Raw genomic sequence first — 12,754 nt, 5'->3', positions numbered from 1 at the left:
GGGTATTTGCGCCATTACCATCGGCGTTTTGCCGTTCCGCGGAGAACCCGATGAAGCTTCGTTACGCCCTGTTGCCGTTGTGCCTGCTGACCGCGCTGCCGTCGCTGGCTGCCACGCGTGGCCTGGATGTGCGCGACATGATCGCGCTGGATCGGGTTTCGGCCCCGCTGCTGACCGCCGATGGCGGCAACGTGGTGTTCGCCAAGCGCGTGCTCGGCAGCGACAGCAAGGCGAGCACCGGCCTGTTCATCCGCAACCTGCGTACCCGCGACGCCGCGCCGCCGAAGCCGCTCACCCCGGCCGGCTGGAACGTCAATTCGGCCGCGCTCTCGGCCGACGGCCAGACCGTGTACTTCCTCAGCGCCAAGGGCGGCAGCCAGCAGCTGTACGCGATGCCGCTGGCCGGCGGCGCCCCGCGCCAGCTGACCGACTTCGCGGTGGACGTGGACAGCTACCAGATCTCGCCGCAGGGCGACCGCGTGGCGTTCAGCGCCGGCGTGTTCCAGGACTGCGGCTCGGACCTGGCCTGCACCAGCAAGAAGCTCGACGCACACAAGGCGCGCAAGAACACCGGCGAGGTGTTCGACAGCCTGTTCGTGCGGCATTGGGACACCTGGAACGACGGCCGCCGCAACACCCTGTTCGTGGCCCCGCTGCCGACCGGCAAGGCGGCCGCAGTGAAGGGCGCTTCGGCGATCAGCGCCACCCTGGCCGGCGATGCGCCGTCCAAGCCGTTCGGCGGCAATGACGATTTCACCTGGGCGCCGGACGGCAAGAGCGTGGTGGCCAGCATCCGCGTGGCCGGCCGCGAAGAGGCCTGGTCGACCAACTTCGACCTGTACCGCCTGGACGCCGAGGGCAAGCAGGCGCCGGTCAACCTGACCGCCGCCAACCCCGCCTGGGACGCCGGCCCGGTGTTCAGCACCGACGGCAACACCCTGTACTACCGCGCCATGAAGCGCCCGGGCTTCGAAGCCGACCGCTTCGGCGTGGTGGCGATGGACCTGGCCTCGGGCAAGACCCGCGAAATCGCACCGGGCTGGGACCGTTCGGCCGGCGAAGTGGTGCTGTCCGAAGATGGCAAGAGCTTCTACACCGCGGCCGATGACCTCGGCGAACACCGTCTGTTCAACATCGACATCGCGACCGGCAAGGCGACCGTGGTGGCCGAGGGCGGCAGCATCGGTTCGCCGGTGATCGCTGGCGGTACGCTGGCGTATACGAAGAACAGCCTCAAGAGCGGCGACCAGATCGTGGTGGCCGGCGTCGACGGCAGCAGCCCGCGCGAGATCACCCCGAGTGCCGGCCAGATGCTGCCGGACGTGGCCTTCGGCGACTACGAGCAGTTCCAGTTCAAGGGCTGGAACAACGAAACCGTGCACGGTTACGTGGTCAAGCCCTACAACTACCAGGAAGGCAAGAGCTACCCGGTGGCGTTCCTGATCCACGGTGGCCCGCAGGGCAGCTTCGGCAATGGCTGGAGCTACCGCTGGAACCCGCAGACCTACGCGGGCCAGGGCTACGCCGTGGTGATGATCGATTTCCACGGGTCCACCGGTTATGGCCAGGCCTTCACGGATGCGATCAGCCAGCACTGGGGCGACCGCCCGCTGGAAGACCTGCAGAAGGGCTGGGCAGCCGCGCAGAAGCAATACCCGTTCCTCAACGGCGACAAGGCCTGTGCGCTGGGCGCGAGCTACGGCGGCTTCATGGTCAACTGGATCGCCGGCAACTGGAACGAGCCGTGGAAGTGCCTGGTCAACCATGACGGCGTGTTCGACCAGCGCATGATGGGCTACGCGACCGAAGAGCTGTGGTTCACCGAGTGGGAGCAGGGCGGTACGCCGTTCGCCAAGCCGGAAAACTACGAGCGCTTCAACCCGGTCAACCACGTGGCCGACTGGAAGAAGCCGATCCTGATCATCCACGGCCAGCTCGACTTCCGCATTCCGGTCGAACAGGGCCTGGGTGCGTTCACCGCCGCGCAGCGCCAGGGCATCGAGTCGAAGTTCCTGTACTTCCCGGACGAGAACCACTGGGTGCTGAAGCCGCAGAACAGCGTGCAGTGGCATGACACGGTGAACGGCTGGTTGAAGCAGCACATCGGCAACTGATTCTTCGGCGCATCAAACCGTAGTGCCGGCCGCTGGCCGGCTCCACGCGATATCGGGAGCCGGCCAGCAGCCGGCACTACGATCCGTTGCACCCATCGAGAACCCCCTGCATGCCCCTGATCCAGAACGACATCGTCGTCTTCGGTTTGATCGCCGCTACCCTGGGCGCCGTGTTCTGGACCGCCTCGCGCGAGCAGGGGCTGTGGAAGCGCTTCTACACCTTCGTGCCGGCGCTGCTGCTGTGCTACCTGATTCCCGGCGTCTACAACACGATCGGGTTGATCGACGGGCAGAACACGAGCCTGTACAACCCGGTCGCGCGTGACATCCTGCTGCCCGCCGCGCTGGTGCTGTTGACCCTGGCGGTGGACATCAAGGGCATCCTGCGGCTGGGCCCGAAGCTGATCGTGATGTACCTGGGCGCGTCGTTCAGCATCATGCTGGGCGCGGTGGTGGCCTTCATGCTGATGAAGTGGGTGCACCCGGAAACCGTGGCCGGTGATACCTGGTCGGGCATGGCGGCGCTGGCCGGCAGCTGGATCGGCGGCGGCGCCAACATGCTGGCGATGCGCGAAGTGTTCGACGTCAACGCCACCACCTTCGGCCAGTTCGCGGTGGTCGATGTGGGCGTGGGCTATGTGTGGATGGCGGTGCTGATCTTCCTGGCCGGGCGCGCGGCGAAGATCGATGCGCGTACGGGCGCCGATACCTCGGCCATCGACGAACTGAAACTGCGCATCGAAAAGTTCCAGGCCGAACATGAGCGCGTGGCCAGCCTGACCGACCTGATGCTGATCGTGGCGGTGGCGTTCGGCACCGTGGGGCTGTCGCATGCGATTGCCGGGCCGGTCTCGGCCTGGTTCAAGGGCCATGTGGCGTGGGCGCCGCAGTTCAGCCTGGACGCGCCGTTCGTCTGGGTGGTGGTGATCTCCACCACCTGCGGCCTGGCGTTGAGCTTCACCAAGGCGCGCAACCTGGAAGGGGCAGGCGCTTCGAAGCTGGGTTCGTTGCTGCTGTACTTCCTGATCGCCTGCATCGGCATGCAGATGGACCTGCTGGCGCTGCTGCAACGGCCGTGGCTGTTTGCGCTTGGGCTGATCTGGATCGCGGTGCACATCGCGCTGCTGCTGGCACTGGCAATGGCGTTGAAGGTGCCGTTCTTCTATTTCGCGATTGGTTCGCAGTCGAACATTGGTGGGCCCGCGTCGGCGCCGGTGGTGGCGGCCGCGTTCCATCCGTCGCTGGCGCCGGTGGGTGTGCTGCTGGGGACGATGGGGTATGCGACGGGCACGTACCTGGCGTACATCGTGGGGATTACGTTGAGGGCCTTGGCCGGGGCGGGGTGATTACGCGTCCAACAACCCGCGTTCAACCAACCACGCTTTGGCATCTTCGGCATCCTGTTCAAACCACGCCTTCGTCGACCCCAACCGATACGTATACCCCCACGCATCCATGTCGGCCATCAACTGCGTGCTGCCCACGCCGGGCAACTGTCCGGCCAGCACGATCTGCAGGTAGCAGGTGGCGTCTTCTTCCGGAACCGAATCGGTCGCATCGGTGTGCACCAGCGCACGCCGCTCCGGCGGCAGCACGATCAGGTGGCAGGCTTCGTGCAGCATCGAATGCACGGGAGTGTCGTTACGCACATACACGTCGCTGGCGATGATGCCCGCTTCAGGCTCGCCCCAGTAACTCCCGGGAATCGGTGCGCCATCCGCCACGCGGTGCAGCCGCAGCGCGTGCCGGTCCAGCAACGCCACGGCGTCGTTGAAATCGATGTCGCCCACCCGGGTGACCTGCGGTTCTGCTTCAGCGGTGGCGGTCATGGCGTGTGCGTCGTGCGCCCCTTCCCGGCAGGGAAGGGGCCTTGAGATGAATTACTGCTGCGGGCCTTCCGGCAACGCCACCGAAATGTCCAGTACGTCGTGCTCACCGTCCTTGACCAGGTCCACCTTGACCGCGTCGGCGTCGATGTTCACGTACTTCTTGATCACTTCCAGCAGCTCGCGCTGCAGCAGCGGCAGGTAATCCGGGCCGCCGCGGTGGCTGCGTTCCTGCGCGATGATGATCTGCAGGCGGTTCTTGGCCGTTTCGGCGGTGGTCTTCTTGGTCTTGAGGAAATCGAACAGGCCCATGCTTACCCTCCGAACAGCTTGCTGAAGAAGCCCTTCTTCTCCACCGAGGTGAAGCGCATCGGGCGCTCTTCGCCGAGGATGCGGGCAACCGCATCGCCGTAAGCCTGGCCAGCGGCCGATTCCGGGTCCAGGATCACCGGCTCGCCCTTGTTGGAGGCGTTCAGCACGTCGCCCGATTCCGGGATCACGCCGATCGCCTTCAGCCCGAGCACTTCTTCCACGTCGGCAATGCTGAGCATCTCGCCGGTTTCCACGCGGGCCGGGCTGTAGCGGGTCAGCAGCAGGAAGGCCGGCACGTTCTGGCCGGACTCGGCCTTGTGGGTCTTCGAGTCGAGCAGGCCGATGATGCGGTCCGAGTCGCGCACCGAAGACACTTCCGGGTTCACCACCACCACCGCGCGGTCGGCGAAGTACATCGCCAGGAAGGCGCCCTTCTCGATGCCGGCCGGCGAGTCGCAGATGATGTAGTCGAAGCCGTCGGCGGCCAGGTCCTTGAGTACCTTGCCCACGCCTTCCTGGGTCAGCGCGTCCTTGTCGCGGGTCTGCGAGGCAGCCAGCACGTACAGGTTGTCGAAGCGCTTGTCCTTGATCAGGGCCTGCTTGAGGGTGGCTTCGCCGTGCACGACATTGACGAAGTCGTACACCACGCGGCGCTCGCAGCCCATGATCAGGTCGAGGTTGCGCAGGCCGACGTCGAAGTCGATCACCGCCACCTTCTTGCCCTGTTTGGCCAGGCCGCAGGCCAGGCTTGCGCTGGAAGTGGTCTTGCCGACGCCGCCCTTGCCGGAGGTGACTACGATGATTTCAGCCAAAGGACTTCTCCTGATGATTCTGTTGGGTTGCTGCGTCAGTCCAGCGCAGCGATCTTGATCTGGTCCTGTTCCAGCCAGACCTGCACGGCCTTGCCGCGCAGGGTGTCCGGGACATCGTCCAGTACCTTGTAATGGCCGGCAATGGCGACCAGTTCAGCGTGGAAGTCACGGCAGAAAATACGCGCCGTGGTATTGCCCTGGGCACCTGCCAGGGCGCGGCCCCGCAGCGTACCGTAAATATGGATGCTGCCGTCGGCAATCACCTCGGCACCGGCGCCAACCGTGGCCATCACGGTCAGGTCGCAGTTCTCGGCATACAGCTGCTGGCCCGAGCGGACATTGCTGGTCTGCATGCGGCCGGGTTGCGGGGCACCGCCCGTGGCGGCCGGCGTGGCCGGGGCCGGGGCGGGCTCAGCGGCGCGCGGGCGGCGGGCCGGTTCCGGGGCCGGCGCTACCGCCGCCACCGCCGGTTCGGCCTCGGCGCGCTCGTACTGGGCGCGGAACTTGGCCAGCAGCGGCAGGCCCAGCTGCTGCGAAAGCAGGTCGGTTTCGTTGCTGCCGTAGGCCAGTGCCACCGGCAGCACGCCGGCGCTGCGCAGGCCGTCGAGCAGCGCCTGGGCGGTGGCCACGTCGGGCATCTGGCTGAGCCCGCCGAAGTCCAGGATCACCGCAGCGCGGCCAAACAGCTTCGGCGCGCGGGCCACGCGGTCGTGCATTTCACGGGTGAGACGTTCCACATCCAGGGTGCGGATGCGCAGGTTGGCGATACCCACCTGGCCGATCTTCAGCTCGCCGGCCTGTTCAAAATCCATGTTTGCCGCCACTTCAGGTCCCCGTCGGTCGAGGCGCGCGCTGCAGCTCGCGACGGTGGCCCACCCAGGGCACGTCGGGCAGCGCATCGCCGTAGGTGTCGTGCACCCATTGGTAACTGCACAGGTCCTTGAGCAGCATGCTGGCGCGCACGTCCACGTGCGGCATGTTGTTCTGGCCGACCTCGCGGAAGCCGAAGCTGCCATGGAACAGCAGCGCCGCGTCGGCGCCATGGTCCAGGAACACTTCGCAGGTCAGCTGCGGGTAGCGCAGTTCGGCAAAGCTCTGGGCATCGGCATAGAACGCCCGGCCCACGCCGCCGCCGCGGCGGCGGCTGGCCACCACGATGCGGTCGATATAGAAGAATTTGCTGGTCAGGTGCTGCTTGAACCAGGCGAAGTTGCTGCTGTCGTGCTGGCTGTCGCTGCCGAAGCCGATCAGGAAGCCGGCCAGGTTGCCGTCGCGCTCGGCGACGCGGAAATACTCAGCGGTTTCGAAAAACAGGCGCAGCCGGGCGGCATCCAGCGGAAGGATGGCCAGGCCGGCGTTGTTGTTCAGGGCCAGGACGGAATCGAGCTCGTGCTCGCGCACGTCGCGGATGACAATCGACATTGTGACTCCGTGGGGTAACGCGGTTGGCCCCTCGCGGGACCCTGCCGCCGATTATTACATGGGTGGCCGGGCAGGGCACAGGCCGGGCATGACTTCTGCCGGGGTGCAGCGGCACAGGTTCAGCCTAAGATGCCCCCATGTTGGGATACCTCAGCCAAACCCGAGTACTGCGACTGGCCGGCCTGTTTACCTGGGTCATGCTGGGCCTGCCGCTGGTCTATTCCCAGTACGAAGCGCTGGTCCGGCGCGGCGGTGGCATGGACCTGCCGACCGCGCTGCTGTTCGTGGCCTACTTCGCGTTCGGCGGCGGCTACCTGTGGCTCACCCGTGGCCTGCGCGACGGCGGCGGCCATTCGGCCTGGTACGACCGCGCCATCCTGGTCCTGCTGACCATTTCGGCCCTGGCAGTGAGCTTCCTGAGCGGCTCGGGGCTGGGCAGCATCCTGATGATGGTCGCGGCCGGGGTCATTCCGTGGATGCTGCCGGCCCGGTTCGGGGTGATCTGGCTGCTGGTCAGCCAGCTGGCGGTGGCCCCGGTGTACTACCTGTTCCTGCCGTTTTCGCTGTTCGAGGCGGTCATGCAGTCGCTGCTGTATGGCGGCTTCTCCATGTTCATCTTCGTGACCAGCCTGGTCGCCCGCCAGCAGACCGACGCCCGCGAGGAGCAGCGCCGGCTCAACACCGAGCTGCGCGCCACCCGCGTGCTGCTGGCCGAAAGCGCCCGGGTCAACGAGCGCACCCGCATCTCCCGCGAGCTGCACGACCTGCTCGGCCACCACCTGACCGCGCTGAGCCTGAACCTGGAAGTGGCCGGGCACATCACCGAGGGCCAGGCCCAGGAACACGTGCACCAGGCCCATACCCTGGCCAAGCTGCTGCTCACCGACGTGCGCGAAGCGGTCAGCCAGCTCCGCGACAGCGGCGCCATCGACCTGGCCGCGGCGCTGCGCCCGCTGACCGAGCAGGTGCCCTCGCTGGACATCCACCTGGACATCGAAGAGCCGCTCAGCGTGGAAGACCCCGAGCAGGCCCATGTGCTGCTGCGCTGCACCCAGGAGATCATCACCAACGCGGTGCGCCATGCCCGCGCGCGCAACCTGTGGATCCAGGTGCAGCGCGAACCGCCTGGCCAGGTGGTGGTGCATGCGCACGACGACGGGGTCGGCGCCGACGGCATCGTGATCGGCAACGGCTTGCGCGGGATGCGCGAACGCCTGCAACAATGCGGCGGTGAGCTGCAGATCGAAACCCACCGGGGTCAGGGCTTCCGCCTGCGCGCCTCGGTCCCCGGCGTGCCAGTGCTGATGCTGGGTGCCATCCTGGAAGGAGTGCGTTGATGATTCGCGTCTGCCTGGTCGACGACCAAACCCTGGTGCGGCAGGGGATCCGCTCGCTGCTGGCACTGGACGACGGGATCGAGGTGGTGGCCGAGGCGGCCGATGGACGCCAGGCCGTCGACCTCATCCCCACGGTCCGTCCGGACGTGGTGCTGATGGACATGCGCATGCCGGTGATGTCCGGCCTGGAGGCGCTGCAGCACCTGTCGCGCACCGGCCAGCTGCCGCCGACCATCATCCTCACCACCTTCGACGACGACCAGCTGGTGCTGGCCGGGCTGAAGGCCGGGGCCAAGGGCTACCTGCTCAAGGACGTGACCCTGGAGCAACTGGTCGGCGCGATCCGCACCGTGGCCGACGGCGGCTCGCTGGTGCAGCCGGCAGTCACCCAGCGCCTGCTGTCCGGCCTGGAGCACATGCGCAACGAGTTCGTGAGCCTGGACCGGCCCGACCCGCTGACCGACCGCGAGACCGAGATCCTGCGCCTGATGGCCAGCGGTTTCTCCAACAAGGAGATCGCCAACTCGCTGGGCGTGGCCGAGGGCACCATCAAGAACCATGTCTCCAACATCCTGTCCAAGCTGGGCGTGCGCGACCGTACCCGCGCGGTGCTGAAGGCATTCGAACTGCAGCTGGTGTGAAGGCCTACGAATATTGAAAATGAACGCCAGTTGAAAGCCTTGCAGGGCAAGGCCTGTGGCCGACGCGGGCGGCCCATTTGCCGATACCGGCAAATAAATATCGCGCGGGGCCACGTGCGGGCCCACCTGATGCGCTATCTTTCCGCTCCTTGCCTCAAAAAACCGCTCCCGGTATGGAAACCGGTGCGCCAATCCTGATCCATAACACCCGCGAAGCCTGCTAGGATTGGCGCTTCGCTTCAATCAACCCGGCCGTGGGATCGGCCCCGGAGACTCCTGAATGACCCGTATTATCGAGTTCCTGATCGCCTTGGGGATCGTGGCTGGCCTGTTCGTCATCATTGGCGTTGTGCTGCCGGGCGAGCGTCACATCACTGAAAGCATCGAGACCAACCGCAAGATGACGATCGTGTACGACACGGTCAACAGCCTGCGCCGCTTCAAGGACTGGAACCCGCTCGTGCTGCGCGATCCCGCCGTTGAACTGAAGCTCTCCGGCCCCGCTGCCGGCGTCGGTGCCCGTCTGGACTTCAACTCCAAGGAGCCGTCGCTGGGCCAGGGCAGCTGGGAGATCACCGAGTCCGAGCCGAACAAGCGCGTGGCCATTGCCATCGATGACGCCACCAAGGGTCACGACAAGAAGACCAGCTTCACCCTCGAGCCGACCGGCAAGGGTGGCCGCAACGTCAAGATCACCCAGGACTACAGCGTCAAGTACGGTTTCAACCTGTTTGGTCGTTACGCGGGCCTGTACGTCAGCCGTCACGTCGGTGACGACCTGAAGCTGGGTCTGTCGCGCATGGCCAACATGCTGGCCACCGTGCCGAACATCGACTACCGCACCGCCGAAGCCCCGCTGACCGACCTGGCCATCATCGATGCCCCGGCCGAAGACCTGCTGGTGGTCACCGCCGGTAACGTCGATCGTGGCGAAGGCACCATCACCAAGTCGATCAAGGACAACCAGGAGTGGATCAAGCGCGTGATGGAGGCCAATGACCTCGAAGCCGCCGGTCCGTTCCGCATCATCACCACCGACTTCGGCCAGGAAAAGTACGCCTTCGACGTGGCCCAGCCGGTCAAGAAGAAGGGTACCGAAGGCGCTTCGGCTGAAGCCCTGACGGTGAAGATCGACGGTGGCGCCCCGGTCAAGTACGTGCACGTCGCACCGCACCGCACCGCGCATGCGAAGTACACCGGCCACATGGCTGGCCTGGACATCGCCCGCAACGCCCTGCGCGCCTGGGCCGTGACCGGTGGCAACGAAGTGATCGACCGTCCGTACGAGTCCTGGAACGCAGGCGTTGAGAAGTCCTTCACGCCGGAAGCGACCTACGACATCTACTGGGCCGTCAAGTAATCCGACGGTTGCCGTGATGTAACGCAGAACAGAAAACGCGCCGCTTCCTGCGGCGCGTTTTTTTTTTGGAGGATGCAGCATGCTCAACCTGGAACGACGCGCGCGTAAACCTTCGCTGCTGGCCTGCCTTGGCGGCTTGCTGGCGGCCACCGCGGTAGGCCTCTCGGCCTATGCATCGCACGGCATCGCCGAGCCGTTGGCGCAGTCGCACGTGAACACCGCCGCGCTGTTCGCGTTCGGCCACGGCGTGGCCCTGGCGGTGCTTGGTCCGACCCAGCAGAACGCGGTCGGCAAGCTGGCGCTGTACGTGTTGCTGCTGGGCACGCTGCTGTTCTCCGGCAGCCTGGTGGCCGGCGCGCTGTGGAAGCTCAGCACCGGGCTGGCCCCGGTCGGCGGGACCGCGCTGATGCTGGGCTGGGCGGTGTACGGCTTCAACGCGCTGAGGCGCTGAGATGCCGCGCTTCCGCCGTGGGTTCGACGTGGACGAGGCGCACGACTGGCTCTCACGGCGCGACCGTCGGCTGGGCACGTGGATGAAGCGCCTGGGCCCGATCGAGCCACCGCCGGGCTGGGCGCGCCGTTTCGACCCGGTGGACGCGTTGGCCCGCGCGATCCTGTTCCAGCAGCTCAGCGGCAAGGCCGCATCGACGATTGTAGGACGGGTGGAAACGGCGATCGGCAGCACCCGCCTGCACGCGGACACGCTGTCGCGCATCGATGATGCCGGCCTGCGCACCTGCGGCGTGTCCGGCAACAAGGCGCTGGCCTTGCGCGACCTGGCCCGTCGTGAAGCCGCCGGTGAAGTACCGGACCTGCGCCGGATGTCGGTGATGGAGCACGACGCCATCGTCGAAGCGCTGGTTCCGATCCGCGGCATCGGCCGCTGGACGGTGGAGATGATGCTGATGTTCCGCCTTGGCCGGCCGGACATCCTGCCGATCGACGACCTCGGCATCCGCAAGGGCGCCCAGCGCGTGGACAAGGCGGAGGTCATGTTGACGCCGAAGGAACTGGCCCTGCGCGGCGAAAAGTGGGGCCCGTTCCGGACCTACGCCAGCCTGTACCTGTGGCGGATTGCCGATTTCAGCGAAGTGCCGAAGACGGCGACGAACCGGTCGCAGGATTGATCGGCTGCGGTGACGGTCCGCGCAGCCACGCAGGGCGTGGCTCTACCGGGGTGACGCGCATTGTCGGGGGCAGCCGTACCGGTCTCCGGAGGGTAGAGCCACGCCCTGCGTGGCTGGTCACCGGCGCCAGCACCAATGCCAAGGCTCGTAGATAATCCCATGCGGATTGCCACGCGGATAACTCATCTGGAACCCATGCGTCCCGGCATGCTGCTGCAACCACGCAAACGCCGGCGTCGCCTCAAAACTTTCCTCGGCAGGCGGTTCACCGGGGGCACTGATGTCCAGCGCCCGCCCGCCGTGATGTTCGCTGTAACCCGGCGCGGCGTTGACCTGCAGGATGTCCGCCACTTCAAGGCCGCGCGAACGCTTCCGTTCGAAAATGCCCAGCTGGTAATCATGGCTGCGATAGCCGGAGATCGCTTCCAGTACCACGCCTTCGCGCGCGGCATGCTGCTGCATGCGCTGCCAGCCCTGCGCCGCACCGTGCTGCAGCCAGAGCGGTCGGCGATAGCGATCGAAGCCGGCGAGTGACAGTCGCGCAGGCTCGGCTTCCAGCACCAGCCCGGTGTCGTCTTCATAGCTTTCCGCGTCTATGCCCAGTTCCTCAAGCCGCGCCTGCAGCCCGCTCAGCGGCAGCAGGTCATCGGGCGCGTGGGCGCGCCGCGTGCCACTCAGGGCGTCATCAAGGGCGTCCAGCGCCTCCTCGATGCCCGGTTCGCGCATCAGGTGCGGCACCAGCGGCAGCAGCCCGTGCGCGGTGGCGGCGGCCAGGTACTGGCCGTCGCGCTTGCGCCGCACCACCCAGCGGGCCCTGGCCAGCGCCCGCGCATCGGCATTGCTGCGCGCGCGCAGCAGGCCACCGGGCCACAGTTCGATGTCGGCGGTATTGATCAGCAGGGCAGGGTATCGGCGCATGCGCCCAGCTTAGCGCGTGGCCTGCGCGTTCAGCGCATCCAGCAGCGCACGCGGGTTTTCCGGGCTCAGCAGCAACGCGCTGCCGTCGCGCAGCGGCAGGTGCAGCACCCGGCTGGCGTCGGTGACCAGGCAGAACACCTTCTTCCCGCCACTCCGGTAGTGGCCGGACTGGAAGCCGGGCATGCCGAAGCCGTTGATCTTGATGCCGGGCTTGAACTCGGCGTGCTCGGCCAGGTCCACGATGCGGGCCCGGTCCAGCTGCAGTGCCGACACCGCCGTGCGCCGGCGGTAGAACGTAGAGGTCACCACCAGTTCGGTGCCCTGCAGTTCGATCCTGCGGCGGAAGAACGCCCAGGTAAGCACGCCGCTGACCAGCAGCAGGAACGGCAGGGTGATCGCCAGATCCATCGGGGTGCGCTGTGCGGACTGCAGCGTGGTCGCCACGATCATCACCGCTACGCCCAGCATGGGCAGCCACAGCCAGAGCAGGCGCCAGACCGGGGCGGGGGCGACCGGGAATGCGGTGCGCATCTCAGCTCTCCTTCTTGAAGAACAGCAGCGCCACGCCCATCGGGGTGCCCTGCAGTACGTTCACCAGCTCCCAGCCGAGTTGGCCCTGGCGGTTCATTTCGGCCTGCAGGTCTTCAGGCTTCAAACCGGTCCACGAGGGCTTCACTTCCACGGTCAGGTACGTCCAGCGCTTGCTCATTCCTTGCTCTCCGGATCAGGTGCGGGTTTGGGAAGGCGTCCAGCCTTGCGCAGTGCGTCGCGCAGCACGTACTCGATCTGCGCGTTGAGGCTGCGCAGCTCGTCGTCGGCCCAGCGCTGCGCCGCCGCCAGCACGTCGGCATTGATACGCAGCGGGTAGGCTTTCTTCTCACTCAT

16 protein-coding genes are annotated in these 12,754 nt (G+C 66.5%); 7 read left to right on the top strand and 9 right to left on the bottom strand.

Features of this window, described 5'->3' with window-relative positions; all coding sequences use genetic code 11:
- Positions 1-50: 50 nt before the first annotated feature.
- On the top strand, positions 51-2,114 hold the full coding sequence (locus C2U58_RS00285) for a S9 family peptidase (protein WP_102944055.1): 2,064 nt from the start codon (positions 51-53) through the stop codon (positions 2,112-2,114).
- A gap of 110 nt (positions 2,115-2,224) precedes the next feature.
- Positions 2,225-3,460 (top strand): DUF819 family protein, encoded by a 1,236-nt coding sequence (locus tag C2U58_RS00280; protein WP_102944054.1) that lies wholly within the window; start codon positions 2,225-2,227, stop codon positions 3,458-3,460.
- Here C2U58_RS00280 and C2U58_RS00275 read toward each other — a convergent pair whose 3' ends face one another.
- From C2U58_RS00275 to C2U58_RS00255, 5 genes are read right to left on the bottom strand one after another with little or no spacing between them, the layout of a single operon-like run.
- Positions 3,461-3,943 carry a hypothetical protein gene (locus C2U58_RS00275; RefSeq protein ID WP_102944053.1) on the bottom strand — a complete coding sequence of 161 codons (483 nt, stop codon included), beginning with the start codon at positions 3,941-3,943 and terminating at the stop codon, positions 3,461-3,463.
- 51 nt (positions 3,944-3,994) lie between these two features.
- Positions 3,995-4,252 (bottom strand): cell division topological specificity factor MinE, encoded by a 258-nt coding sequence (minE, locus tag C2U58_RS00270; protein WP_070206828.1) that lies wholly within the window; start codon positions 4,250-4,252, stop codon positions 3,995-3,997.
- 2 nt (positions 4,253-4,254) lie between these two features.
- Positions 4,255-5,064 (bottom strand): septum site-determining protein MinD, encoded by an 810-nt coding sequence (minD, locus tag C2U58_RS00265; RefSeq protein ID WP_102944052.1) that lies wholly within the window; start codon positions 5,062-5,064, stop codon positions 4,255-4,257.
- Between the two features lie 35 nt (positions 5,065-5,099).
- On the bottom strand, positions 5,100-5,876 hold the full coding sequence (gene minC / locus C2U58_RS00260) for a septum site-determining protein MinC (RefSeq protein ID WP_102944255.1): 777 nt from the start codon (positions 5,874-5,876) through the stop codon (positions 5,100-5,102).
- 13 nt (positions 5,877-5,889) lie between these two features.
- Positions 5,890-6,486, bottom strand: coding sequence for a GNAT family N-acetyltransferase (locus C2U58_RS00255; RefSeq protein ID WP_102944051.1), 597 nt, complete (start codon positions 6,484-6,486; stop codon positions 5,890-5,892).
- A gap of 137 nt (positions 6,487-6,623) precedes the next feature.
- On the opposite strand from C2U58_RS00255, the gene C2U58_RS00250 reads away from it, so the two are divergent.
- From C2U58_RS00250 to C2U58_RS00230, 5 genes are all read left to right on the top strand, one after another.
- Positions 6,624-7,823: a sensor histidine kinase gene (locus C2U58_RS00250; protein ID WP_102944050.1), complete on the top strand. Its 1,200-nt coding sequence runs from the start codon at positions 6,624-6,626 to the stop codon at positions 7,821-7,823.
- Positions 7,823-8,464, top strand: coding sequence for a response regulator transcription factor (locus C2U58_RS00245; protein ID WP_102944049.1), 642 nt, complete (start codon positions 7,823-7,825; stop codon positions 8,462-8,464). Before C2U58_RS00250 ends, C2U58_RS00245 begins: the two co-directional genes overlap by 1 nt.
- Before the next feature lie 280 nt (positions 8,465-8,744).
- Positions 8,745-9,824, top strand: a complete 1,080-nt coding sequence (locus tag C2U58_RS00240) for an SRPBCC family protein (RefSeq protein ID WP_102944048.1) — start codon at positions 8,745-8,747, stop codon at positions 9,822-9,824.
- Between the two features lie 79 nt (positions 9,825-9,903).
- Complete coding sequence (locus C2U58_RS00235; protein WP_070206835.1) at positions 9,904-10,275, top strand: DUF423 domain-containing protein; 372 nt, start codon at positions 9,904-9,906, stop codon at positions 10,273-10,275.
- Position 10,276: 1 nt separating this feature from the next.
- A complete protein-coding gene (locus C2U58_RS00230) occupies positions 10,277-10,951 on the top strand; it encodes a DNA-3-methyladenine glycosylase (RefSeq protein WP_102944047.1) in 675 nt (224 codons plus the stop codon).
- Positions 10,952-11,068: 117 nt separating this feature from the next.
- Here C2U58_RS00230 and C2U58_RS00225 read toward each other — a convergent pair whose 3' ends face one another.
- From C2U58_RS00225 to C2U58_RS00210, 4 genes are read right to left on the bottom strand one after another with little or no spacing between them, the layout of a single operon-like run.
- Positions 11,069-11,869 (bottom strand): M15 family metallopeptidase, encoded by an 801-nt coding sequence (locus tag C2U58_RS00225; protein WP_102944046.1) that lies wholly within the window; start codon positions 11,867-11,869, stop codon positions 11,069-11,071.
- A 9-nt stretch (positions 11,870-11,878) separates the two neighbouring features.
- Positions 11,879-12,400, bottom strand: a complete 522-nt coding sequence (locus C2U58_RS00220; protein WP_102944045.1) for a PH domain-containing protein — start codon at positions 12,398-12,400, stop codon at positions 11,879-11,881.
- A 1-nt stretch (position 12,401) separates the two neighbouring features.
- Complete coding sequence (locus C2U58_RS00215) at positions 12,402-12,578, bottom strand: DUF4177 domain-containing protein (protein ID WP_102944044.1); 177 nt, start codon at positions 12,576-12,578, stop codon at positions 12,402-12,404.
- Entirely contained in the window at positions 12,575-12,754 is a 180-nt protein-coding gene (locus C2U58_RS00210; RefSeq protein ID WP_070206839.1) for an Arc family DNA binding domain-containing protein, read from the bottom strand. Before C2U58_RS00210 ends, C2U58_RS00215 begins: the two co-directional genes overlap by 4 nt.

This window comes from Stenotrophomonas sp. VV52, assembly GCF_002893095.1.
Classification (GTDB): domain Bacteria; phylum Pseudomonadota; class Gammaproteobacteria; order Xanthomonadales; family Xanthomonadaceae; genus Stenotrophomonas; species Stenotrophomonas aracearum.
Note: the sequence above shows the minus strand (reverse complement) of the source record. Positions and strands in the feature narration are given on the sequence as shown.